The 24,348-nt window shown below is 60.6% G+C and carries 20 protein-coding genes and 1 riboswitch; of the genes, 8 read left to right on the top strand and 12 right to left on the bottom strand.

Annotation, left to right across the window (positions count from 1 at the left end):
* Positions 1 to 2: 2 nt before the first annotated feature.
* Positions 3 to 470 carry a DUF4212 domain-containing protein gene (locus ACZ5VE_RS12910; RefSeq protein WP_464455559.1) on the bottom strand — a complete coding sequence of 156 codons (468 nt, stop codon included), beginning with the start codon at positions 468 to 470 and terminating at the stop codon, positions 3 to 5.
* 29 nt (positions 471 to 499) lie between these two features.
* Here ACZ5VE_RS12910 and ACZ5VE_RS12905 point away from each other — a divergent pair, with 29 nt between their 5' ends.
* The 3 genes from ACZ5VE_RS12905 (at position 500) to ACZ5VE_RS12895 (ending at position 8,919) form a co-directional block, all read left to right on the top strand.
* A complete protein-coding gene (locus tag ACZ5VE_RS12905; RefSeq protein ID WP_464455558.1) occupies positions 500 to 2,260 on the top strand; it encodes an MFS transporter in 1,761 nt (586 codons plus the stop codon).
* An 89-nt stretch (positions 2,261 to 2,349) separates the two neighbouring features.
* Positions 2,350 to 2,538 carry a hypothetical protein gene (locus tag ACZ5VE_RS12900; RefSeq protein WP_464455557.1) on the top strand — a complete coding sequence of 63 codons (189 nt, stop codon included), beginning with the start codon at positions 2,350 to 2,352 and terminating at the stop codon, positions 2,536 to 2,538.
* A gap of 135 nt (positions 2,539 to 2,673) precedes the next feature.
* Entirely contained in the window at positions 2,674 to 8,919 is a 6,246-nt protein-coding gene (locus tag ACZ5VE_RS12895; protein WP_464455556.1) for an excinuclease ABC subunit UvrA, read from the top strand.
* On the opposite strand, the gene ACZ5VE_RS12890 is transcribed toward ACZ5VE_RS12895, so the two are convergent.
* The 5 genes from ACZ5VE_RS12890 to ACZ5VE_RS12870 form a co-directional block, all read right to left on the bottom strand.
* Complete coding sequence (locus tag ACZ5VE_RS12890) at positions 8,920 to 10,083, bottom strand: 50S ribosomal protein L11 methyltransferase (RefSeq protein WP_464455555.1); 1,164 nt, start codon at positions 10,081 to 10,083, stop codon at positions 8,920 to 8,922. It abuts the gene before it with no gap.
* Positions 10,084 to 10,145: 62 nt separating this feature from the next.
* On the bottom strand, positions 10,146 to 10,928 hold the full coding sequence (locus tag ACZ5VE_RS12885; protein WP_464455554.1) for an HAD-IIB family hydrolase: 783 nt from the start codon (positions 10,926 to 10,928) through the stop codon (positions 10,146 to 10,148).
* A gap of 8 nt (positions 10,929 to 10,936) precedes the next feature.
* Positions 10,937 to 12,565: a peptide chain release factor 3 gene (locus ACZ5VE_RS12880; RefSeq protein ID WP_464455553.1), complete on the bottom strand. Its 1,629-nt coding sequence runs from the start codon at positions 12,563 to 12,565 to the stop codon at positions 10,937 to 10,939.
* A gap of 117 nt (positions 12,566 to 12,682) precedes the next feature.
* A complete protein-coding gene (locus ACZ5VE_RS12875) occupies positions 12,683 to 13,432 on the bottom strand; it encodes a flagellar motor protein MotB (RefSeq protein ID WP_464455552.1) in 750 nt (249 codons plus the stop codon).
* Positions 13,429 to 14,397: a hypothetical protein gene (locus tag ACZ5VE_RS12870; RefSeq protein WP_464455551.1), complete on the bottom strand. Its 969-nt coding sequence runs from the start codon at positions 14,395 to 14,397 to the stop codon at positions 13,429 to 13,431. The genes ACZ5VE_RS12875 and ACZ5VE_RS12870 overlap by 4 nt, the downstream gene beginning before the upstream one ends.
* A gap of 79 nt (positions 14,398 to 14,476) precedes the next feature.
* A riboswitch (S-adenosyl-L-homocysteine riboswitch) is annotated at positions 14,477 to 14,574 on the top strand.
* 82 nt (positions 14,575 to 14,656) lie between these two features.
* On the opposite strand from ACZ5VE_RS12870, the gene ahcY reads away from it, so the two are divergent.
* From ahcY to ACZ5VE_RS12850, 4 genes are all read left to right on the top strand, one after another.
* Positions 14,657 to 16,090, top strand: a complete 1,434-nt coding sequence (gene ahcY / locus ACZ5VE_RS12865; RefSeq protein WP_464455550.1) for an adenosylhomocysteinase — start codon at positions 14,657 to 14,659, stop codon at positions 16,088 to 16,090.
* A 181-nt stretch (positions 16,091 to 16,271) separates the two neighbouring features.
* Positions 16,272 to 17,120, top strand: coding sequence for a TlyA family RNA methyltransferase (locus tag ACZ5VE_RS12860; RefSeq protein WP_464455549.1), 849 nt, complete (start codon positions 16,272 to 16,274; stop codon positions 17,118 to 17,120).
* A 16-nt stretch (positions 17,121 to 17,136) separates the two neighbouring features.
* Positions 17,137 to 17,967 carry a methylenetetrahydrofolate reductase [NAD(P)H] gene (gene metF, locus ACZ5VE_RS12855; RefSeq protein ID WP_464455548.1) on the top strand — a complete coding sequence of 277 codons (831 nt, stop codon included), beginning with the start codon at positions 17,137 to 17,139 and terminating at the stop codon, positions 17,965 to 17,967.
* A 173-nt stretch (positions 17,968 to 18,140) separates the two neighbouring features.
* Entirely contained in the window at positions 18,141 to 18,740 is a 600-nt protein-coding gene (locus tag ACZ5VE_RS12850) for an OmpW/AlkL family protein (protein ID WP_464455547.1), read from the top strand.
* Positions 18,741 to 18,823: 83 nt separating this feature from the next.
* Here the strand turns inward: ACZ5VE_RS12850 and paaE are convergent, their stop codons facing one another.
* The 6 genes from paaE to ACZ5VE_RS12820 form a co-directional block, all read right to left on the bottom strand.
* Entirely contained in the window at positions 18,824 to 19,927 is a 1,104-nt protein-coding gene (paaE, locus tag ACZ5VE_RS12845) for a 1,2-phenylacetyl-CoA epoxidase subunit PaaE (protein ID WP_464455546.1), read from the bottom strand.
* 24 nt (positions 19,928 to 19,951) lie between these two features.
* Positions 19,952 to 20,488: a 1,2-phenylacetyl-CoA epoxidase subunit PaaD gene (gene paaD / locus ACZ5VE_RS12840; RefSeq protein WP_464455545.1), complete on the bottom strand. Its 537-nt coding sequence runs from the start codon at positions 20,486 to 20,488 to the stop codon at positions 19,952 to 19,954.
* A 9-nt stretch (positions 20,489 to 20,497) separates the two neighbouring features.
* Positions 20,498 to 21,292: a 1,2-phenylacetyl-CoA epoxidase subunit PaaC gene (gene paaC / locus ACZ5VE_RS12835; RefSeq protein WP_464455544.1), complete on the bottom strand. Its 795-nt coding sequence runs from the start codon at positions 21,290 to 21,292 to the stop codon at positions 20,498 to 20,500.
* Positions 21,293 to 21,300: 8 nt separating this feature from the next.
* Complete coding sequence (gene paaB, locus ACZ5VE_RS12830) at positions 21,301 to 21,609, bottom strand: 1,2-phenylacetyl-CoA epoxidase subunit PaaB (protein ID WP_464455543.1); 309 nt, start codon at positions 21,607 to 21,609, stop codon at positions 21,301 to 21,303.
* Positions 21,606 to 22,637 (bottom strand): 1,2-phenylacetyl-CoA epoxidase subunit PaaA, encoded by a 1,032-nt coding sequence (gene paaA, locus ACZ5VE_RS12825; protein WP_464455542.1) that lies wholly within the window; start codon positions 22,635 to 22,637, stop codon positions 21,606 to 21,608. The genes paaB and paaA overlap by 4 nt, the downstream gene beginning before the upstream one ends.
* Positions 22,638 to 22,812: 175 nt before the next feature.
* Positions 22,813 to 23,700, bottom strand: a complete 888-nt coding sequence (locus ACZ5VE_RS12820; protein ID WP_464455541.1) for a 23S rRNA (adenine(2030)-N(6))-methyltransferase RlmJ — start codon at positions 23,698 to 23,700, stop codon at positions 22,813 to 22,815.
* A gap of 211 nt (positions 23,701 to 23,911) precedes the next feature.
* Between ACZ5VE_RS12820 and rplM the strand changes: the two genes are divergently transcribed.
* Positions 23,912 to 24,343: a 50S ribosomal protein L13 gene (rplM, locus tag ACZ5VE_RS12815; RefSeq protein ID WP_089953382.1), complete on the top strand. Its 432-nt coding sequence runs from the start codon at positions 23,912 to 23,914 to the stop codon at positions 24,341 to 24,343.
* The last annotated feature ends 5 nt before the right edge of the window (positions 24,344 to 24,348 follow it).

Raw genomic sequence — 24,348 nt, 5'->3', positions numbered from 1 at the left:
GCTCAAGGCGGAGAAGAGGACGTTTGTACCTCTTCATCGGGCGTCTCTTTTTCCCAGCGGTTAACAAGCCATGCATTCACCACGGTGATCAGCAAAAAAAACAAAACGCTGCCCTGCGCGGCCATCCAGAAGTTGAAGGTCCAGTCACCGATGGTGAAGTCCAGGGCCCTTGCAAACCAGACCCACCCAAAGCCGACCAGAGCCCATGCCAGCAAGAGTCCGCCTGTCAAAAGGCGAATTTTTCGGCGAATGGACTGAGATTGGGGTGTGGCCACAAACAAGGAGCGGTGAAATGAGGAAAGAGGCCACCGATTATCGTGTCCCATCGCGCTAGGGATTACCCCTGTAAACCGGTTAATTTTTGCATTACAAAAAAAATACCAAGGGTTTCTACTTGGGCTGTAAGTATCTGTTGGTTCGCTGTCAGACGAGGGCAAGTGGCAAGTCCAAGAATCGCCCCAAGTTTCCATGTTGGAGACTCTTTTTTGGAGACAGCTTTATGGCTACAACTGAACCCCGTCCGATGTCGGCGGAAGAGAAGAAGGTGATTTTTGCCTCTTCTCTGGGTACCGTTTTCGAATGGTACGACTTCTATCTGTACGGCTCGTTGGCCGCGATCATTGCCAAGCAATTCTTCAGCGGCTTGGATGAAGGTTCTGCCTTCATCTTCGCGTTGTTGGCGTTTGCTGCCGGCTTCATCGTGCGTCCTTTTGGTGCGATCTTCTTCGGTCGTCTGGGCGACATGATCGGCCGCAAGTACACCTTCCTGGTCACCATCCTGATCATGGGTGCCTCCACCTTCATCGTGGGCGTGCTGCCCAACTACGCCAGCATTGGCGTGGCCGCTCCCGTCATCCTGATCTGCCTGCGCTTGTTGCAAGGCTTGGCTTTGGGTGGTGAGTACGGTGGTGCTGCCACTTATGTGGCCGAGCACGCGCCTCAAGGCAAGCGCGGTGCTTACACCGCCTGGATCCAGACCACCGCGACTTTGGGCCTGTTCCTGTCGCTGATGGTGATTCTGGGCACCCGCACCATCATCGGTGAAGAAGCTTTCGCCGAGTGGGGCTGGCGCGTTCCGTTCATCGTCTCGATCATCATGCTGATCATCTCGGTGTTCATCCGTTTGAGCATGAACGAATCGCCTGCTTTCGTGAAAATGAAAGCCGAAGGCAAGACTTCCAAGGCACCTTTGGCCGAGTCTTTCGGTCAATGGAAAAACCTGAAAATCGTGATCTTGGCCCTGATCGGTTTGACCGCTGGTCAAGCTGTGGTCTGGTACTCGGGTCAGTTCTACGCTTTGTTCTTCTTGACACAAGCCCTGAAGGTGGACGGCGCTACCGCCAACATCATGGTCGCGATCTCGCTGATCATCGGTACACCTTTCTTCGTGGTTTTCGGCGCCCTGTCCGACAAGATTGGCCGCAAGCCGATCATCTTGGCCGGTTGCTTGTTGGCTGCGTTGACTTACTTCCCTGTGTTCAAGGCACTGACCAAAGCGGCTAACCCAGACTTGTTCGCTGCGCAAGCCGCATCGCAAGTGGTTGTGATCGCTGATCCAGCCGAGTGCTCGTTCCAGTTCAACCCCACAGGCACCAAGAAGTTCACTTCTTCTTGCGACATCGCCAAGCAACGTTTGGCTGGCGCTTCGGTGAGCTACTCCAACGAAGTGGCACCTGCAGGTACACCGGCCATCATCAAGGTGGGCGACACCGTCGTGAATGTCAAGTACAGCGCTGAAGACGTGGCTGCTGCCAAGGCCAAGGCCGAGGAAAAGCTGGCTGCCCTGAACGCGGCTGAACCCAAAGATGCCAAGGCCATCGAAGCTGCCACCAAGTCGGTCAAAGACCTGAGCAACGAGAAAACCGCTGGTGCGACTTTGCTGGGTTCCAACCTGGGCGCTGCTTTGAAGGCGGCCAACTACCCCGTCAAAGCCGACATGGCCAAGTTCGACAAGACCACCGTCATCATCATCCTCACCTACCTGGTGATCCTGGTGACCATGGTTTACGGTCCTATCGCTGCCATGCTGGTCGAGATGTTCCCCACCCGCATCCGTTACACCTCCATGTCCTTGCCTTACCACATTGGTAACGGCTGGTTTGGTGGCCTGTTGCCTACGACCGCTTTCGCGATCGTGGCGCAGACCGGCAACATGTACAACGGCTTGTGGTATCCGATCATCATCGCCGGTGCAACCGTCGTGATCGGTGGCTTGTTCATCAAGGAAACCAAAGACGTCGATATCTACGCCGACGACTGATTGATCTTGTAAGCATCCCGGGGTGACTCGGGTGCTACATTCTGGGCCTTCCCTCTGTGGAGGGCCTTTTTCATTATTGGAGATGAACTATGTGGAAAATTGCTGTTGGATTCGCGATCTTTGCTGCCTTGGCTTTGTACGTGATCGGCAAAGGCGGCGACAGCCTGGACATGAGCGGTGAAAAACACGGCGCTGACGCTGTGCACACCGAGCCTGCCAAGGCCGATGCTTCTGCGCCCGCTGCAGCCCCTGCTGCTGACGCCAGCGCTGCCAAATAAACGCTCAGCTATCGCCGGGCTTTTGACCTGGCGACCGACCCAAAGCCACGCAGCCGCGTGGCTTTTCTTTTGGGCGCCAGAAATGTCACGGCCTGCGCCCTAGAATGTTTGGCCTTCACCGAATAAAGCCAACCCATGTCCCAAGGTCTCATCCGCATCCGTGGTGCCCGTCAGCACAACCTCAAAAATCTTGACTTGGACATCCGTACCGGCGAACTCACGGTGGTCACCGGCCCCAGCGGCTCGGGCAAGTCGAGTCTGGTGTTCGACACGCTCTATGCAGAAGGCCAGCGCCGCTATGTAGAAACCTTCAGCGCCTACGCCCGTCAGTTTCTCGACCGCATGGACAAACCCGCCGTGGACAAGGTGGAGGGCGTGCCCCCGGCGATTGCGATTGACCAGACCAACCCGGTGCGCAGCTCGCGCTCCACCGTGGGCACCATGACCGAGTTGAACGACCACCTCAAGTTGTTGTTCGCACGTTTGGGCCAGTTGTTTGACAAGGACACCGCGCAAGCCGTGCGGCATGACACGCCAGAAACCATCTATGCCGAACTGGCCCTGCGTGCCGCGCAGGCGCAAGACCCGCGCCTGTACCTGACTTTTCCGGTCGAGCTGCCCGCCAACACCAGTGCCGAGCAGGTCGAGCAATGGCTCTCGGCCAGCGGCTTCACCAAGGTGCAGGCCGAGCGTGAAGTGGCCACGCCCACCGGCCCGCGCAAGGTGCTGGATGTGATCGCCGACCGCTTTCGCTTGGGCAATGCCGAAAAAGCCCGCGTGGTCGAAGCCATTGAGGTTGCCTTGAAACGGGGTGGCCGCCTCAATGTTTACGTTGAACAACCCACGGGCTCAGACACCGCCGATTCGGCCTTTGACATCTGGCGCTTTTCTACAGGCCTGCATTGCCCCGACAGTGACTTGCGTTATACCGATCCGATCCCGTCGATGTTCTCCTTCAACTCGGCGGTGGGCGCGTGCGAAATCTGCCGTGGTTTTGGCCGTGTGATCGGCGTCGATTACGGTCTGGTCATTCCCAACGAAAAACTCACGCTGCGCGCCGGTGCCATCAAGACCATCCAGACCCCGGCCTGGAAAGAGTGCCAGGACGACCTGATGCGCCACGCCGAGACGGCGGGCATCCCGCGCGACACGGCTTGGGACAAGCTGACCCAGGCCCAAAAGGATTGGGTGATCAAGGGCTCACCCGAATACAAGGGCAAGTGGAACCAGCAGTGGTACGGCATCAAGCGCTTCTTCGAGTACCTGGAGAGCAAAGCCTACAAGATGCACATCCGTGTGCTCTTGTCCAAATACCGCAGCTACACCGAGTGCCCCAGCTGCCAGGGCGCACGCCTTAAAACCGAAAGTCTGCTCTGGCGTATTGGCAGTCACTCTGACGCCGACGGGGTGTTGCCTGTTGAGAAGCGATTCATGCCCGCAGGTGTGAAGTGGTCGCGTGCTCAGCTGGAGGCGCTGCCGGGCCTGAGCTTGCACGACATGATGATCATGCCGCTGGACCGTTTGCGTTTGTTTTTTGACCGGCTGTCGGCGTCGGGTCATTTAGGGGAGGCTCCGGCCGGGGATGGGCTGGGCTCCTCATACGGCGGGGGTACGCCAAAATCGTCACCCAGCCCATCCCCGGCCGAAGCCGTAGGGGGCGCACAAGCACAGGCACAGGCAGCGACAGCGACAGCGACAGAGAGGGCACTGAGCGCCCGATCCACCACAAGGTCTGCGTCAGAGCGGGGGGCGGGTGACGATTTTGGCGTACCCCCGCCTCATGAGGAGCCCGCCCCCCGCTCTGATGCAGACCGCCACTCCGAAGAAACCACCGAAGCAAGCCAGGCAAAAAACCAAGGCAAAAGCGCCGAACAAAAAGCCCTGCAACTGCTGCTCGAAGAAATCACCACCCGCCTGAAATACCTGTGCGACGTGGGCATTGGTTACCTCACACTCGACCGCCAAAGCCGCACGCTCAGTGGCGGCGAGGTGCAGCGCATCAACCTCACCACCGCCCTGGGCACCTCGCTGGTCAACACCTTGTTTGTGCTGGACGAACCCAGCATCGGCTTGCACCCCCGAGACATGCACCGCATCACCCAAGCCATGCACCGCCTGCGCGACGCGGGCAACACGCTGGTGGTGGTCGAGCACGACCCGGCCGTGATGCTGGCGGCCGACCGCATGATCGACATGGGGCCCGGCCCTGGCGAGCGTGGGGGGCAGATCGTGTTCGATGGCACCACCGCCGACCTGCGCAACGCCGACACGCTCACGGGCGCTTACCTGGGCGGTCGCAAGCAAGTGGGGCTGGGCTTCAAGCGCCTGGTCACCGACAGCACGCCGCGCCTGATTCTTGAAGGCGCACGCGAGCACAACCTGCAAAACATCAGCGTGGAATTTCCGCTGCAGCGCCTGGTCACCATCACCGGCGTCAGCGGCTCAGGCAAGTCGAGTTTGATCCAGAACGTGCTGGCCCCGGCGCTGATGCGCCACTTTGGCAAAGCCACGGAAACGCCCGGCGCACACGACCGTCTGCTGGGGGCTGACCACTTGAGTGATGTGGTGTTTGTGGACCAATCGCCCATCGGCAAAACGGCGCGGTCGAACCCCGTCAGCTATGTGGGCGCGTGGGACGCGATCCGCGAGATTTTTGCCACCGCACCGCTGTCGCGCCAGCGCGGCTACACCGCCAGCAAGTTCAGCTTCAACGGCGGCGATGGCCGTTGCCCCACCTGCGGCGGTTCGGGCTTTGAGCACGTCGAGATGCAGTTTTTGAGCGATGTGTATCTGCGCTGCCCCGATTGCGATGGCAAACGCTACCGCCCCGAGATTCTGGAGATTACGGTCGAGCGCCAGTCCGTGGGCGGTCAGCCGCGTTTCATGAATGTGGCCGACATCCTGCAACTGACCGTGAGCGAGGCCGTAGCCCTTTTCGCGCAAGACCGCGATGTGATCCGCGCCCTGCAGCCCATCGTCGATGTGGGCTTGGAGTATGTGCGCCTGGGTCAGCCTGTGCCCACCTTGTCGGGCGGCGAGGCGCAGCGCCTCAAGCTGGCGGGCTTCTTGGCCGAAGCCGCCAAAAGCGCGTCCAAAAGCCGCCAGAGTCTGGCGCGCAAAGGCACGTTGTTTTTGTTTGACGAGCCGACCACCGGCCTGCACTTTGACGACATCGCCAAGCTCATGCGCGCTTTGCGCAAGCTGCTCGAAGCCGGGCATTCGCTCATCGTCATCGAACACAACTTGGACGTGATCCGCGCTAGCGACTGGCTGATCGATTTGGGCCCGGAAGGTGGCTACGCCGGTGGCCTGATCGTGGCCGAGGGCACACCCGAAGACGTGCGCCAGCACGCCACTTCGCACACGGGGCTGGCGCTGCGCGAGTACGCCGAGTCCATGGGCGAGGTGTTCGGTGTGGCTGAGCGTTTGAATGTTTATGGGGGCGAGGCTGCGGTGTCAGAGGGCTCCTCATACGGCGGGGGTACGCCAAAATCGTCACCCTCTGACACCGCAGCCTCGCTGGCGAAAGTTCGAGGTCAGGGCCGCGCAGCTGGCTTGACCCAGCAACGGCGTGCACCTGTGTTGAACAACAACATCCAGATCGTCAACGCCAAAGAGCACAACCTCAAGAACCTGAGTGTGGACATTCCGCGTGGGAAATTCAACGTGGTCACGGGCGTCAGTGGTTCCGGCAAGTCCACGCTGGCTTTTGACATCCTGTTCAACGAAGGCCAGCGCCGCTATCTGGAAAGCCTGAACGCCTATGCGCGAAGCATCGTGCAGCCCGCAGGCCGCCCCGAGGTCGATGCGGTCTACGGCATCCCGCCCACCGTGGCGATTGAGCAGCGTCTGTCGCGTGGCGGTCGTAAATCCACCGTGGGCACCACCACCGAGGTCTGGCACTTCTTGCGCCTGCTGTACGTCAAGCTGGGCATCCAGCACTGCACGCACGACAACACGCCTGTACAGCCGCAAACGCCCGACAGCATCGTGGCGCAGCTCATGACGCAGTTCCGCGATCAGCACATTGGCCTGCTGGCCCCTCTGGTCACCAACCGCAAAGGTGTTTACACCGAGTTGGCCGACTGGGCGCGCCCGCGTGGCTACACCCACCTGCGCGTGGATGGCGACTTTTTGCCCACGCAGGGTTTTCCGCGCATCGACCGCTTCAAAGAGCACAACATCGAACTGCCGGTGGCCAGCCTGGATGTGTTGCCCAGCAATGAGACTGCGTTGCGCCAGGCTTTGACCAAGGCGCTGGAGCACGGCAAAGGCGTGGTGCATGTGCTGAGTGATTTGGGAAATTTGCGCGAAGCCATGTTCAACGGTGAATCCACCGCCCGCATTGGCCAGCACCGCGTGTTTTCGACCTTGCGCGCTTGCCCCGCTTGCGCCACGTCTTATGCCGAACTCGACCCGCGCCTGTTCTCTTACAACAGCAAGCACGGCTGGTGCCCCGACTGCGTGGGCACGGGCGTCAAGCTCAGCAAGGACGAGCGCAAGGTGTTTGACGATTCGGTGCAGGACGACAAGGACAAAGGCCGCGAGCAAACCTTTGCCGAGCCGGAAATCGAAGACCTGGCCGATGTGGCTTGCCCGAGTTGCGAGGGCACCCGCCTGAACGCCACGGCGCGTGCCGTGCGCCTGGGTGCTGCACCTGGCCAAGGCTGGCGCATCACCGACATCGCCAGCTTGTCGGTCAGCGATGTGCGCCAATGGGTGGAGAAACTGCAGCTCACCGGACGCGATGCCGACATCGCCCGCGATCTTGTGCCCGAGATCAAGAGCCGCCTCGAATTTTTGGAAGAAGTGGGCTTGGGCTACCTCACGCTCGATCGGGGCGCGCCCACGCTGTCGGGCGGCGAGGCGCAACGCATCCGCTTGGCGGCCCAGTTGGGCAGCAACCTGCAAGGCGTGTGCTATGTGCTGGACGAGCCCACCATCGGTCTGCACGCCCGTGACAACCAGATTTTGCTCAATGCCCTGCACAAGCTGGGCGACAAGGGCAACACGCTGGTGGTGGTGGAGCATGACGAAGACACCATCCGCCGTGCCGACCACATCATCGACATTGGCCCCAGTGCGGGCAAGCGCGGTGGCCGTCTGGTGGCCGAAGGCTCGGTGGCCGACATCACGGCCTCGCCCGATTCGCAGACCGGGCGTTATTTGCTGCATGCGATGAAGCACCCGATGCAGTTGCGTCGTTTCGTGGATGCTTCTTTGCGGGGCGCTGGCGCGGGCGCCTCATACGGCGGGGGTACGCCAAAATCGGCGCCCACACCACCGCCCCACAAAGAAGCTGCGGGTGGCGTGGATTTGCAATGGCTCACCTTGACAGGTGCCAATCTGCACAACCTGCGTCAAGTCGATGTGCAAGTGCCGCTCAAGCGGCTGGTGGCCGTCACCGGCGTCAGTGGCTCCGGTAAATCCACCCTGGCCCGCGATGTCTTGCTGGCCAACGTGCAGGCGCTGGTCAGCCAGCGGTCCACCTTTGCAGGCCGCACCGCGCAAGACGCAGGCCAACGCGTGCCTCTGTCGGCGTGCAGCGATGTGCAAGGCTTTGAAACCATCGACCGCGTGCTCGAGGTCGACCAAACCCCGATCGGCAAAACACCGCGCTCCTGCCCGGCCACTTACATCGGCTTTTGGGACACAATCCGCAAACTGTTTGCGGAAACGCTGGAGGCCAAGGCGCGTGGCTATGCGGCTGGGCGTTTCAGCTTCAACACTGGTGAAGGCCGTTGCCCCAGCTGCGAAGGCCAGGGCATGCGCACCATCGAGATGAGCTTTTTGCCCGATGTGAAAGTGCCTTGCGAAACCTGCCGTGGCGCCCGCTTCAACCCCGAGACGCTGGCCGTCACCTGGCGCGGCAAGAGCATTGGCGATGTGCTGCAGATGGAGGTCGATGAAGCGGTGAGCTTTTTCGCCACCATGCCCAGCATTGCGCACCCGCTGCAACTGCTCAAGGATGTGGGCCTGGGCTACCTCACGCTGGGCCAGCCTTCACCGACGCTCAGCGGTGGCGAGGCGCAGCGCATCAAGCTGGTGACCGAACTCACCAAGGTGCGCGACGAAGTGGGCAAGCGCGGCAACAAGGCGCCGCACACGCTCTATGTGCTGGACGAACCCACGGTGGGCCTGCACATGGCCGATGTGGACAAGCTCATCAGCGTGTTGCACCGTTTGGTGAATGCAGGTCACAGCGTGATCGTGATCGAGCACGACCTCGATGTGATCGCGGAGGCCGACTGGGTGATCGACCTCGGCCCCGAAGGCGGTAACGCCGGAGGCCGCATTGTGGCGGCCATGACGCCCGAGGCGCTGGTGCTCTTGGGCACGCACACCGGTGTGGCCTTGGGGCCTGTCCTGGCGCGGGTGTGATCAGCCCGCCACGCCCAAGCGCCAAAGCGATGTGACTTCTGCTGATCGCGCCGCATGCAGCGGGTCGGTGGCATCCTGGGCTTTGGCGTGTACGGGCTTCACATCCATGCGGTCCAACACTTCGAGGCCTGCGTCTGCGATCCAGCCCAGCAGGGCTTCGCGTGTGCGCAGGCCCAGGTGTTCGGCCAAGTCAGACAAGATCAGCCAGCCTTCGCCGCCTTCGCACAAGTGTGCGGGCAAACCTGTCAAGAAGCCCTTGAGCATTTGGCTGCCTTCGTCGTAAACCGCTTGCTCCAGCAAGGTGGTGGGGCGTGCAGGCAGCCAAGGCGGGTTGCAAACCACTATCGCTGCCCGGCCTTCCGGGAACAGGTTGGCTGGCTGGAGTTGCACTTGGTTTTGCAGGCCCAGGCGTTGCAGGTTGTCCAGGGCGCAAGCCAAGGCGCGCTCAGACATGTCGGTGCCCACCACTTGCGCTGCACCGCGCCGGGCCAACACCGCTGACAAAACGCCGGTGCCCACCCCGATGTCAAAAGCCACAGAGTGGGTTTTTAAAGCTTCGGGCACCGGGGCGTTGGCCACCAGTTCCACATATTCACCCCGCACCGGCGAGAACACGCCGTAGTGCGGGTAAATGCGCAAGGCCTCACCCATGGCAGGCACTTCGACGCCGTTTTTGCGCCACTCAAACGCGCCAATCACCCCTTGCAGGCTGCGCAGCGAGATCACCGAGGCCTGTCCGTTGGCCGGGCCAAAGGCTTGCATGCAGGCCGCTTTGGCGTCGGGTGCCCGGCGCAGGTCAATGCCATAGTCGCCATTCAGCTCAATCAAGACCTGACTCAGGATGCGGGTGCGCTGGGCTTGTGCCTGGCGGTGGGTGTGGAATGCCGCACCGGGGATCACGGGCGCATCCGGGTCTTGCTTTTTGGCGCGAACCTTTTTGGGCTTGTCGATGCGCCGTGTCAGTGCTTGCAGCATTTGCCGTGCGTTCTGAAAATCGCTGCGCCAGAGCAAACCGGTGCCCGCACAGGCCAGGCGGTAAGCCGTGTCGGCCGTCATGGTGTCGTCGGCCAACACCACGGTTTTGGGCAGCACTTGGTCGGAGCGCCAGAGGACGGAGCGTGGGGTGTCTTTTTCAGACCAAGTCAAAAGGGTGGGTGCAGTCATGCGCAGGTCCAGTCGGTGTTCGTTTGTCGGTTTCGCGCAGGTTGCCACGAAGGTGGAGTTGTTCAGGTCAGACCCGTCAGCAGGTGGCGGGCCAGTTCGGCAAAGCCTGCACCGCGTTCGCTGGGGGTGATGAAGCGCGGCGGGTGCGTGAGTTGCGCCTCGAAGCGCCGGATGTTGGCCACGCCCACACTGTGCGGAAAGTGTTCAAACATCACTTGGTCATTGGTCGAGTCTCCCACATAAACCCAGCGGTCGATTTCGGCATCCAGATCACGGCCCCACAGCTCACGCACGATCCAGCGCGCCCCGGTGAGCTTGCTGTGTGTGCCAAACCAACCGTTGATGTGGATGCTGCTGACCGTGGCGGTCATGCCTGCGGCTTGCATCAGGCGCACCACTTCGTCGATGGCGTGTTGCGGCAGATGCGTGAACTCGCTGTGGTCGATGGCGATGTCGGTTTCGCGCCCGGCGCTGTCTTGTGAACGGCAAGCGCCCGGCACGCTGCGTTCAATCTGCGCAAGGACCGCCTGCATGCGCTTGAAGTTGGTGCTGCGCGTGGCAGCGTCTTGCTGGTACAGCTTGCGCAGGCCTTGTGTGGCCGAATGTTGCAGCCCCACGGCACCGTTTTCGGCCACGATGGCGTCCACCGGCCAACTGGCCGCAAAGGGCTCGCTCCAGCCCACAGGCCGCCCGGTGATCGGCACCACCTGCAGGCCAGCCGCTTTCAGATCAGCCAGCGCTTGCAGGGCGTCGGGCGTGATCGCCCCGTCGGTGGTCAGCGTGTCGTCGATGTCGGTGAAGACACCGACGATGTGGCTGGGTGGCCAGTGGCGCAGCAGCTGCATGTCTGTGGTCAGCCCGCGCTGCCCAATGCCAGCCCCGCGTGTTCGCGCAGCGGATGGAAGTGGATTTTGGGGAAGCGTTCTTGCGCCAACCGCACGTCGTAGGGGCTGGTGCACAGATAGGCCAGTGTGCCAGCCGCGTCGAGTGACATGCGCTGTGGGTAGGCGTTGGTGAACTCGCGCAACTCGGCCGGGGTGTCGGCAGTGATCCAGCGGGCACCGGTGTACTGACAGCCTTCGAGGCGCACATCGCAGTCGTATTCGGCTTTGAGGCGGTGCTGCACCACCTCGAACTGCAATTGACCGACCGCACCCAGCAGCATGGGGCCGCCGATTTCGGGTTTGAAGACCTGGATCGCACCTTCTTCGCCGAGTTGGTCCAGGCCGGTTTGCAGCTGCTTGGTGCGCAGCGGGTTCTTCAGGATCACGGTCATGAAGAGTTCGGGCGCAAAAAATGGCAGGCCGGTGAATTGCAGGTTGGCCCCGTCGGTGATGGTGTCGCCCAGCTGCACGCCGCCGTGGGTGGTGAAGCCGATGATGTCGCCCGCGTAGGCTTCGTCCACAGCTTCACGCCGTTGCGACAGGAAGGTCACCACGCTGGTGGGGCGCAGCTCTTTGCCGGTGCGTTGCACCTTGAGCTTCATGCCGGGTGTGTATTTGCCGGACGCCATGCGCACAAAGGCGATGCGGTCGCGGTGGTTGGCGTCCATATTGGCTTGCACCTTGAACACCACGCCCGAGAACGCACTGTCTTCGGGCTGGATTTCTTTGACCACGGGCTGCTTGTTGACCAGCAGGTTGCTGGTGCGGGGCTTGGGCGCGGGGGCCAGGTCGACCAGGGCGTCGAGCACCTCCATCACGCCGAAGTTGTTCACACCGGAGCCAAAGAACACGGGCGTTTGCTTGCCCGCCAAAAATGCCGCTTCGTCAAATGCGGGTGATGCGCCGGTGGCCAGCTCCATGCTGTCCATGGCGGTCTGCCATTCCAGGCCAAAGCGCTCGGCCAGTTGGGCTTGCTCTGTCAGCGGGATGGTTTCAAAGTCTTGCGGCAGGCGTTCAGAGCCAGAGTCGAACACCGTCATGGCCTGCGTGCGCAGGTTGACGATGCCGCCAAACGATTTGCCCTGGCCCACAGGCCAGGTCATGGGCACGCAGGGCATGCCCAGCTCGCGCTCGACTTCATCGAGAATGTCGAGCGGGTCGCGCACTTCGCGGTCCATCTTGTTGACAAAGGTGATGATGGGCGTGTCGCGCTGACGGCAGACCTCGATCAGGCGGCGGGTTTGTGCTTCCACACCGTTGGCAGCGTCAATGACCATGAGTGCCGAGTCCACGGCGGTGAGCACGCGGTAGGTGTCTTCGGAGAAGTCTTTGTGGCCGGGCGTGTCGAGCAGGTTGATGACGTGGTCGCGGTAGAGCATCTGCATGACCGACGAGGCCACCGAGATGCCGCGCTGCTTTTCGATTTCCATCCAGTCCGATGTGGCGTGGCGCGAGGCCTTGCGGGCCTTGACCGAGCCGGCAATCTGGATCGCGCCCGAGAACAGCAGCAGCTTTTCCGTCAGCGTGGTTTTACCCGCATCGGGGTGGGAAATGATGGCAAAAGTCCGGCGGCGCCGGGTCTCGTTGGCGTAGGTCACAAGGGGTCCTGAGGTCGTGCGGGTGGCAAAACTGCCCCCGAGGTGGCCAAGCCCTGTGCGGGTTGGCAAAAGCATGATTTTACCGGGCCTGCACGGCGGAAACGCCCTCGCGGGCGCTCAGCGTGTGGCCACCGGACATTTGAAGTCGTCATCCCAGGGAATGGGGCGCACTTCATCGGCTTCGCAGCCGGGGCTTTGGGGTTCGCAGGTTTTGCGCAGGTCCTTGAATTCCAGCCGCAGTTCGACGCGTCGGCTTTTTTCGGGCTGGTTCAGGATGGCCGAGTTGAAAGACGAGCCCCCCACAAAGAACATTTCGCGGATCGCTTTGCGGTCTGCCAGGCTGGGGGCATCGGGCGCTTTGGCATCGAGCAGCACGCAGAGCACGCGCTGGGATCTTTCCAGGCTGAGGTTCAGGTTGTACAGGTAAGAGCCCTCAGGGCTGGCATAGCCTTCGAGCACAAAGCGCTTGAGCCAGTCCTGGCAGCCTGGCGTGTGGGCCACGCGGAGCATTTGCGGCACGAAGCTGCGCAGAAAAGCCATGCGTTGGGGTTCCAGTTCGTTGCCGTCTTTTTTGAATTCGGCCAAGGCCCCCAACTCCAGGGTTTGTCCCCGCAGTTTCACGCCAGCGTATTCGGTTTGCCGGGTCAGTTGCTGGATATCGGCCAGGCAGCTGGAGATGGCTTGGTCGCGCGTCATTCGGCTTTCGTCCATCTTGCGCAAGCCTTGCGTGACGCTCATCAAGGCAACCGCCATGGCCACCAGAAACAGCACCATGAGAGCGGTCATCAGATCGGAAAACGAAATCCAGAAGGGTTTTTCTGCATCGTCGGCGCGCTTGGGTTTGGGCGCTTTTCTGGAGCCGATCATGGCGCTGGACGTGTCTGGGTGTGTGTGGACGATTCGCGCAGTTGGCTCAAAATTTTGAATGACAGCGCGGCTTGCATCTCGGCTGCCAAGCTCAGTCGTTCCATGTACTGGGCGCCACCTTGGGGGTTGAACAGCGTGTCCAGCCCTTGCTGAAGTTGCTCTACCTGCCGGTAACGCCCCGTGAGCAGCGATTTCTCGATCCAGGTGAACACCATCGCCAAGGTGATGGCCAAGGCCGAGACTAGGAATGCATGGCCCACGGTTTGAACCAGCTGGCTCAGCGCGGTCTGCACCCGTTCCGGATGGGAGACATCAAAGTGGATGAGCCCGGCAATCAGGCCTGTGAACGTGCCAATGATGCCCACACCGGTCAGGATGCCGGGGATGTGTTTGTAGAAATTCGATTGAAGTGGCGAGTCCACCAGGGCTTGCTCGGTGAAGTAGTTTTCGGCATGGCTGTTGGCTTGCCATTGGCCAGTGGTGTTTTGTGCCGAAACCTCGAGTTGCTGGAGCGCTTCCAGTGCTTGGTTGTATTCGGTCCAGAGTTTGCCCAGGCTGGGGTCGTTTTGCGCCAGTTGTTCGAGGTTGGACAGGTCGAGCCGGTGGCCGTTGGAGGCCGCGTCCATGTGCGCAAAAAATGCCCGGGACAGGTGGCTTACCCGTTGCCTTGCGGCCCCAAGGGGGCCAGAGTCGGCAGCTTGCCATTGGGGTTGCAGGGTGCTGGCGTATTGCTGCCAGGCATGTTGCAGCTCAGGTGAGGTCATCACCTCGTCTTTTAACAGGGCCAAGTCGATGTGGGTGCCTGGTGCTTGTTGAGACAGCCCTGCCAAATGGGCATTGACCTGAGACAGTTGGGTTTTGAGCTGAAGGGCGGGGACCACAAATTGGGTGCCGTAATTCAGGGCAATGAGGCCAATCACGACCGCAACGGCCCATAAATGCCAGTAATCGGGGAGGTGAAGCATCAGGTCTGACATGGGTGGGGTGCTGGGTGGCTGCAAACCGGCTCAGTCTAGCGGAATCGCCAGCTGCGGTAGAATGCGGCCTTCCGAGGAGCGTTGCAGCGCCCCCTGACTTGCCAAACAAGTCGGCAGCGGGGCGTGAGGCTCGGAACACTTCAACAGCAACGACGCTCATCCACTCGACGTGCGGTGAGCCTGTTTTTCCCCCTCAGTGCTTTCATCCACGCGTGTGGCTCATTCACATTGCTTTGGAGCTGAACACATGAATGCACGTTTGAACACCGCCATCAACGCCGACTGCGTGATCGCCGACATCGGCCTGGCCGATTGGGGCCGCAAAGAAATCAAAATCGCCGAGACCGAAATGCCCGGCCTGATGGCCATCCGTGAAGAGTTCAACAAGGCCCAGCCTTTGAAGGGCGCACGCATCACCGGCTCGCTGCATATGACCATTCAAACGGCTGTGCTGATCGAAACCTTGCAAGCCCTGGGTGCTGATGTGCGCTGGGCCTCTTGCAACATTTTCTCGACACAAGACCACGCTGCAGCGGCCATTGCCGCCAAGGGCACGCCCGTGTTCGCCATCAAGGGCGAAACATTGGCCGATTACTGGGACTACACCCACCGCATTTTTGACTTCGGCGCTGCAGGCACCGAAGGCGAAGGCCCCAACATGATCCTGGACGACGGCGGCGATGCCACGCTGCTGATGCACCTGGGCAAGCGCGCCGAAACCGACGCGTCTTTGATCGCCAACCCCACCAGCGAAGAAGAGACTTGCCTGTTCAATGCCATCAAGGCCAAGCTGGCCGTGGACCCGACCTGGTACAGCCGCAAGGGCGCGCACATCATCGGCGTGACCGAAGAGACCACCACCGGCGTGTTGCGCCTGAACGAAATGGCCGCCAAGGGCAGCTTGATGTTCCGCGCCATCAACGTGAACGACTCGGTGACCAAGAGCAAGTTCGACAACCTGTATGGCTGCCGTGAATCCTTGGTCGATTCGATCAAGCGCGCCACCGACGTGATGATCGCGGGCAAAGTGGCCGTGGTCGCCGGTTACGGTGACGTGGGCAAGGGCTCGGCCCAAGCCCTGCGCGCTTTGAGCGCCCAAGTCTGGGTGACCGAGATCGACCCGATCAACGCGCTGCAGGCTGCCATGGAAGGCTTCAAGGTCGTGACCATGGAATACGCCGCCGACAAGTGCGACATCTTCGTGTCGGCCACCGGCAACAAGAACGTGATCCGCTACGAGCACATGGCCGCCATGAAGGACGAAGCCATTGTTTGCAACATTGGTCACTTCGACAACGAAATCGACGTTGCTTCGCTGGAAAAGCTGGAGTGGGACGAGATCAAGCCCCAGGTTGACCACGTCATCTTCCCCGATGGCAAGAAGATCACTTTGTTGGCCAAAGGCCGCTTGGTGAACCTGGGTTGCGCCACCGGCCACCCCAGCTTCGTGATGTCGTCGTCGTTTGCCAACCAGACCATCGCCCAGATCGAGCTGTTCACCAAACAAGACCAGTACGAAGCCGGCAAGGTCTATGTGTTGCCCAAGCACCTGGACGAAAAAGTGGCCCGCCTGCACCTGAAGAAAGTCGGCGCCATGTTGTCCGAGTTGAGCGACGAACAAGCCGCTTACATCGGCGTGTCCAAAAACGGCCCTTACAAGGCAGACACTTACCGTTATTGAGTGGTGTGATGCCATTGCGAGCAATGGCTGTTTTTCCTGTGTGAGCGAGCCCCCGCTCGCGAATGCCAGCCGTAACCCGGCCAGCATTCGCCCGCAGGGGCGGCCTCCCACATGCGCAACGAACTGCTTCCTCCCATCACGCCTCTTGTTCACTTGAACCTCTTCGTCAGAACCACACTTCATGCGCATTGATCAACTTCTCGTCGAGCGCGGCCTGGCCGCTTCTCGTTCTCAGGCTCAGCGACTGATCGCCGGAGGCGTTCAGTGGCAGCAGCCCGACGGGACGTGGCGCGCCATCGTGAAAAACCGCGACGAGGTGCCCGAAAGTGCGGCCTTGGAGTTGCTCGACGACGCCGAGTCGCGCTATGTGTCGCGTGGCGGGCTCAAGCTCGAAGGGGCGTTGAAGGTCACAGGCGTCAAGGTCGAGGGGCTGCGTTGTCTGGACGTGGGCCAAAGCACGGGGGGCTTTACCGATTGCCTGCTGCAGCAAGGTGCTGCGCAGGTGGTGGGGATTGACGTAGGCCATGCCCAGGTGCACCCCCGCATTCGCGAAGACGAACGTGTGGTGTGCATCGAAGGGGTGAACGCGCGTGAGCTGGAGCCCGGTGATGAGCGCATTCCCGAGGCACTGGACGGCTTTGACCTGATGGTGGGTGATGTGTCCTTCATTTCGCTCACCCTGGTGTTGCCGGGGGTGGCTCATTTGCTCAAGCCCACAGGACAGTTGCTGATGCTGGTGAAGCCCCAGTTTGAATTGCAGCCCGGTCAAGTGGGCAAGGGCGGCATTGTGAAAGACGAGAGCTTGTACGTTTTCATCGAAAACCGTGTGCGCACGGCCTTGACCGATCTGGGCATGCACGTGACGGCTTGGCTGAACAGCCCGATTGAGGGCGGTGACGGCAACCGTGAATTTTTTGTGCAGGCCTGCTGGCCTGACCCGGCAGCCGTGTTGCCCGCGCGTGAGAAAACGCGCGTGGCTCATGAGGCCGATCTGGCCGCCAAGGCGTATGCCAAGGCCAACGATTATTGAATTTGAAGGTGTTGTGATGTCTGGTTTGAAATTGCCCATCAGTCTGGAATTTTTTCCACCCAAAACGCCAGAAGGCTCAGAGAAGCTGCGCGCGGTGCGCCAGCAGCTTTATGGCTTGAAGCCCGAGTTTTGCTCGGTCACCTACGGTGCCGGTGGCTCCACGCAAGAGGGCACTTTTGCCACCGTGGGCGCGATCCTGAGCGAAGGGGTGGCTGCTGCTTCGCACTTCTCGTGCATTGGTGCCACCAAAGCCTCGGTGCGTGAAGAGCTGGCCACGCTCAAGGCCATGGGCGTCAAACGCCTGGTGGCCTTGCGCGGTGATTTGCCCAGCGGTTATGGCGCAGGGGGCGAGTTTCATTACGCCAGCGATCTGGTGGCCTTCATTCGGGCAGAGACCGGTGATGACTTCCACATCGAAGTGGCGGCTTACCCGGAAATTCATCCGCAAGCCAAATCGCCGGAGTCGGATTTGCAGGCCTTTGCCACCAAGGTGAAAGCCGGTGCCAACTCGGCCATCACGCAATACTTCTACAACAGCGACGCGTATTTCCGTTTTGTGGACGACGCGTACAAGCTGGGTGTGGATGTGCCGGTGGTGCCCGGCATCATGCCGATCACCAGCTCGTCGCAGTTGCTGCGTTTCTCTGATGCCTGCGGTGCCGAGATTCCCCGCTGGATCCGTTTGCGATTGCAAGGCTATGGCGATGACATCGCCTCCATCAAGGCGTTTGGTCTCGATGTGGTGGCCGATTTGTGTGAGCAACTCATCAACGGTGGGGTGCCAGCCTTGCACTTCTACACGATGAACCAGAGCGCAGCCACGACGGACATTTTGCGTCGGTTGTGAAACGCACACAGCGTGCGGCTTTGACGGGTTGGCTTGACATGACGCAAGCGCATTGAACGTGCTGACGCATGGCGTCGAGGTGTTTGATGCGCCTCAAATGAACGGTGGTTTTTTCGGCATCCAATGAACTTGAGCAAAAAGCTCTTCCCTCTTCGTTCATAAGGAAAGTCAAAATGAAAAAACAAACCATCGTTGCCGCTGTGTTGGCGGCTTGCTCGGTCACGACGGCCATGGCACAAGCTTCTGGTGAAGGCCCATGGCTCGTTCGGGCGCGTGCTGTGCATTTGGACATGGCCAACAAAGACGGTACGGCTTTGGGTTTGTCGGTCAACAACAAGACCATTCCAGAAGTCGATGTCAGTTACTTCTTCACCCCGAATCTCGCTGCTGAACTGGTTTTGACCGTGCCGCAAAAGCAAACCGTGTCCATGGCAGGGGCTTCGATTGGCACGTTCAAACATCTGCCACCCAGTTTGCTGTTGCAATACCATTTCACGGGGCTGAATGGCTACAAGCCTTATGTCGGTGCGGGCGTGAATTACACCAAGATCACCAGCGTCAATCTGCTCGATGGTGGGGCGACATTGGAAGACCACAGCTGGGGCGGTGCTTTGCAAGTGGGCTTGGACATCCCTTTGGATAAGAACTGGTCCTTGAACTTTGATCTGAAGAAGGTTTACATCCGTTCCGATGTTTTTGTCGGCACGGCCAATCAGGGCGCTTTGAAGCTGGATCCGGTTCTGGTGGGCGTCGGGGTTGGTTACCGTTTTTGATGGATGCAAGGCTTTGACTCATAAAAAACGCCCTGCATTGCAGGGCGTTTTCGTTAGGGCAATTGTCAGGTGCTCGACGCTCATCAACGTTCGTCGAAGCTCACCACCACCCGGTTGCTGGTGGGCCGTGCCTGGCAGGACAGGATGAAGCCCTGCTCGACTTCGGGCTTTTCGAGTGTGAAGTTTTTCTCCATCTCGGTCGTGCCTTCCACCACTTTGCAGCGGCAGGTGCAGCAGACACCCGCTTTGCACGAGTAGGGCAGGTCCAGGCCCAGTGACAAGGCGATGTCGAGTATTTTTTCGTTCCGGTTCATGGGCATGTCGTAGGGCTTGCCGTCCAGCACCACGGTGAGCTGGACTTCGCCGGTGCCGCGCGTGGCTTGCTGGCCCAACACGGCTTGACTGCGTTGCTCCGGGGTGAGCGCATCGAGCGTGGGCGAGCTGAACCGTTCTGTGCGGATGCGCTCGGCTTTCGCACCTGCGCTCAGCAGCGCGTGCTCGGTGGCTTCGATCATGGCTTCTGGGCCACAAATGAACACTTCGTCCATGCTGCCCACGGGCAAAAATGCGTCGATGATGGCTTGCACTTTGGCGGCATCGATGCGGCCTTCAAGCAAAGGCACTTCTTGCGCCTGGCGCGACAGGATGTGGATCAGCGTCAGGCGGTCCGGGTAGCGGTCTTTCAGGTCTTGCAGCGCTTCGTTGAACATGACGCTGTCCATGCGGCGGTTGCCGTAGACCAAGGTGAATTTGCTCTCGGGCTGTTCTTCGAGGGTGCTCGACAAGATGGACAGAATGGGCGTGATGCCCGAACCTGCCGCAAAACCCACACGGTGGATGGCACGGGGGCGCTGCACCACAAATCGGCCATCGGGTGCCATCACGCGCAGCGTGTCACCGGCTTTGAGCTGTGTGGCGGCCCAGTTGGAGAACACACCGCCTTCGACTGGGCGGATGCCCACTTCGAGCACGCCTTGCTTGTGCAACAGGCTGCGTGCCGAACTGATGGAGTAGCTGCGGCGTACATCGTCACCCCCGATGCTGGCGCGCAAGGTCAGGAACTGGCCGGGTTGAAAGTCAAAGCTGCTGCGCAGGTCTTGTGGAACCGTCAGCGAGATGGCGACGGCGCCTGCAGCTTCGGGCGTGACGTGTGCAACTTGGAGGTCATGAAAGCGGGGTGCGGACATGGTGCTTCACTGCGGCAAGGCAGCTCAGTAAGGTTTGAAGTAATCGAAGGGCTCCATGCAGGCCAGGCACCGGTAAAGGGCCTTGCAGGCAGTCGAGCCGAAATGGGAGGTTTCTGTGGTGTTGGCCGAGCCGCATTGAGGGCAGTTCACCACCTCGGGTTTGGCGCCGCGCGCTGCAAACTGCACCACGTTGGCGCTGCCCGATGGCGTGTTGGCGCAGGCGTGCGGTGGGGCAATGCCATAGGCACGCAGTTTGTCCTTGGCGGCCTCGGTCATCCAGTCGGTGGTCCATGCCGGGGCCAGTTGTGTGACCACGCGGCCTTGCAGGCCATTGGCTTGCAGCAATGCTTTGACGTCGTCCTCGATCTGGCCCATGGCGGGGCAGCCACTGTAAGTCGGGGTGATGACCACTTCGAGCCCTGCTGCGCCTTCGCGCACATCGCGCAAGATGCCCAGCTCGCGCAGCGTGACGACCGGAATTTCCGGGTCGGTCAGTGCGTCGAGAAGATCCCAAGCGCGGGCCACATCGGCTGTGCTGGATGACGAAGAAGTCGAGGCCATTGGCATGAATTACCAAGTCGCCTCGGGGTGCGCGCGGGCCAGGCTTTGCATTTCGGCCAGCACAAAGCCCAGGTGTTCCGAGTGGATGCCTTGCTTGCCCGTGGGCACAAAGCCGCCATCGGAAGGGCGCTTGAGTGTGGCCTCCTGCAACGCGGCATCGACGATCTGGTTCCAGTCGTTTTGCAAGCCCGCCATGTCGATGCCTGTGCCATTGGCCAGTGCCGCGGCTTCCGCGGGGCTGGTGGTCCAGAACTCTTGTGTGTAGAACATGAATTGGTCCAGCGCAGCCTGTGCCTTGGCGTGCGAGGCATCGGTGCCATCACCCATGCGCACCAGCCAGTCGCGCGAATGGCGCAGGTGGTAACGCACTTCCTTGAGCGACTTCGCAGCGATTGCGGCCAGTTGCGCGTCTTGGGAGTTTTGCAGCTGGTCCCACACCAGCACCATCAGGCTGCTGTACAAAAAGTTGCGCACGATGGTCGTGGCAAAGTCGCGGTCGCCTGCAGAAGTTGCTGCCATGAGTGGCATATGGGGCAACTCGCAGAGCGTGTAGTTTTTGAAGTCGGGCACATCGCGGAAGTACGCCAGCGTGTCTTCGGTGGCACCGCCGCCTTGCAGTTCGGCCGCACGTTGGTACAGCATGCGGGCTTGACCGATCAGGTCCAGGCTGTTGTTGGACAGCGCGATGTCCTCTTCGAGGATAGGGCCGTGGCCGCACCATTCGGCGTTGCGTTGACCGAGGATCAGCGCGTTGTCGGCGAGGTGCAACAGGTAATCGATGGGGGCGTTCATGTGGGCACTCATGTTCGCGCTCACATGTGTCCGACTTCGTCGGGGATGACGTAGAAAGTCGGATGGCGGTACACCTTGTCGCTGGCCGGATCGAAGAACTCGGGCTTGTCGTTGGGTTCGCTGGCCGAGATGCTGGCCGAGGGCACGACCCAGATGCTCACGCCTTCTTGGCGGCGGGTGTACACATCACGCGCCATTTGCAGTGCGTGCTCGGAATCCGACGCGTGCAGGCTACCGCAATGCTTGTGCTCCAGGCCTTGCTTGCTGCGAACAAAAACTTCCCACAGGGGCCATTCTTTGAGTGCGGGTGTGTTGGTGGTGGCGTTCATGCTGCTTCCTTCATTTGACGCGCTTGTTGTTTGCGGGCGTGGGCCAGGGCGGCTTCGCGTACCCAGGCGCCGTCGTTCCAGGCCTTGACGCGGGTGCCCAGGCGTTCCTTGTTGCAAGGGCCGTTGCCGTTGACGGTGGCCCAAAATTCGTCCCAGTCGATCTGGCCGTAGTCGTGGGCTTGGCGTGCTTCGTTCCACTTCAAATCAGGGTCAGGCAGGGTCACGCCCAGCACTTTGGCTTGGGGCACGGTGGCGTCCACAAACTTCTGGCGCAGGTCGTCGTTGCTGATGCGTTTGATGCCCCAGCGCATGCCTTGCGCGCTGTTGGGGCTGTCGGCGTCCGGTGGCCCGAACATGGCCAGGCACTTCCACCACCAGCGGTTCACGGCGTCTTGCACCATGGCCTTTTGCTCGGCCGTGCCTTGCATCATCACCAAGAGGGCTTCGTAGCCCTGGCGCTGGTGGAAGCTTTCTTCCTTGCACACGCGCACCATGGCGCGGGCGTAAGGGCCGTAAGAGCAGCGGCACAGCGGCACTTGGTTCATGATGGCCGCGCCATCGACCAACCAGCCGACCACGCCCACATCGGCCCAGTTGAGCGTGGGGTAATTGAAGATGGAGCTGTATTTGGCTTTGCCGGTGTGCAGGGCGTCCAGCATCTGATCGCGGCTGGTGCCCAGGGTTTCGGCCGCGCTGTAAAGGTAAAGGCCGTGGCCGCCTTCGTCTTGCACTTTGGCGATCAGGATGGCTTTGCGTTTGAGGCTGGGCGCGCGGCTGATCCAGTTGCCTTCGGGCAGCATGCCGACGATTTCGCTGTGCGCATGTTGGCTGATCTGGCGCACCAGGGTCTTGCGGTAGGCCTCTGGCATCCACTCGCGTGGCTCGATGCGGCCATCGGCGTCGATGCGGGCGTCAAACTGCGCCTGCAGTGCGGCGTCTTGTGAGCTCAGGGCTTTAGGAACGGCCTTCAGGCCGGCCGACTTGGCGTCGTCGGATCCGTCCGGGACGCTGAAAGATTGCGTGTACATGGGCTTCTCCTGCGCCAAACAGGATGGGATGATCGCGGCGCGGGTGCCAGTATATCAATTAGCCGACCGTGCGGTCGGTTAATTTTGAAGTTCTGGGATCAGGTATTTCCCTGATGCTGTTTTTGACCTGAAACGTCAGGCGCCCGAGGCGAGTGCCTCGCGCATCCAGCGCCGTTCAGGACGATTCAACGGCCCAGTTTTTGCCGGACCCCCGCGCCAAGGCGGGACCGACCACATCCAGTGCTTTCCGGATCTGGTCTTTTAAGGTGAAGGGCGGGTTGATGACGAACATGCCGCTGGCCACCAAGCCACCTTCGTCACCGGGGCCCCGGCCAATGGCCAAGGTGGCATTGAGCCAAGGTTTTTGGGCTTGGTTGGCCAGGGTGCGCAGGCGTTTGGGCAGGTCGTGGGCTTCCGGGCGCGGGATGATCGGGTACCAGACCAAGTAAGTACCGGTGGAAAAGCGCTTCAGGTACTCCTGGATGACGGAGGCGACCTTGGCGTAATCCGATTTGATTTCGTAGCTGGGGTCGATCAGCACCATGGCCCGCTTGGAGCCCGTGGCCGATGCTGGGGGCGGCAACAGCTTTTTGAGGGCTTCAAAACCGTCTTCGCGGCTGACAGTGATGGTGCGCCCGGCATCCAGCTGGGCGATGTTGGACATCAGGGATTTGCTGTCTGTCGGGTGCAGTTCAAACAGGCGCAAGCGGTCTCGCGACTCGTGGCGCATCAGTTTGTGCATCAAAAAGGGCGAGCCAGGGTAAATCTTGGCTTGCCCGTTAGGGTTGAAGCTGGCGATCTGTTCCAGGTAGTCCTGCACCGGTTCGGGCAGTGCGTCGAGCTTTTCTGCCGCCTCCAGCAGCTTGAACAGGCCGTCTTCGGCTTCGGCCCCTTTTTGGGAATAGTCGCCATCCAGTCGGTACAAACCGGCTCCGGCGTGGGTGTCAATGAGGGTGATGCCGGCCTCTTTTTGCATGAGGTGGCGCATGGTGGCCAGCAAGGTGATGTGTTTGAGCACATCCGCATGGTTGCCGGCGTGGAAAGCGTGTCGATAACTGAACATGCTCCGATGGTAACCACTAAGGCCAACAATAACTGCCCCGCAAGTCCTTGATTTTTCGTATAATGGCAGGCTTCGCAGCGATTTTGTGGCCCCGCGGCGAAGACGCCCAGACCCTTGCGGGTCAAAGCAATCTCCCACCTAAGAGGTTCTCAACAGAGGAACACCGACCGTGGAAAAGGGCCCGACAAACCTTTCTTCAAAGAGAAAACTCATGACAACAACTTTCAGCGCAAAACCCGCTGAGGTCGTGCACGAGTGGTTTGTGATTGACGCGACCGACAAGGTCCTCGGACGAGTAGCCAGCGAAGTTGCTCTCCGTTTGCGCGGCAAACACAAGGCCATTTACACGCCTCACGTCGACACCGGTGACTTCATCGTCATCATCAATGCTGCCCAGCTCAAAGTGACTGGCACCAAGACCATCGACAAAGTGTATTACCGTCACTCGGGCTATCCCGGCGGTATCACTGCAACCAACTTCCGCGACATGCAAGCCAAACACCCTGGCCGCGCACTCGAGAAGGCTGTCAAGGGCATGCTGCCCAAAGGCCCACTCGGTTACGCCATGATCAAAAAACTCAAGGTGTACGGTGGCGCTGAGCACCCACACACCGCCCAACAGCCTAAAGTGCTGGACATCTAAGGAGC

It is taken from the genome of Limnohabitans sp. INBF003 (assembly GCF_055396645.1).
Note: the sequence above shows the minus strand (reverse complement) of the source record. Positions and strands in the feature narration are given on the sequence as shown.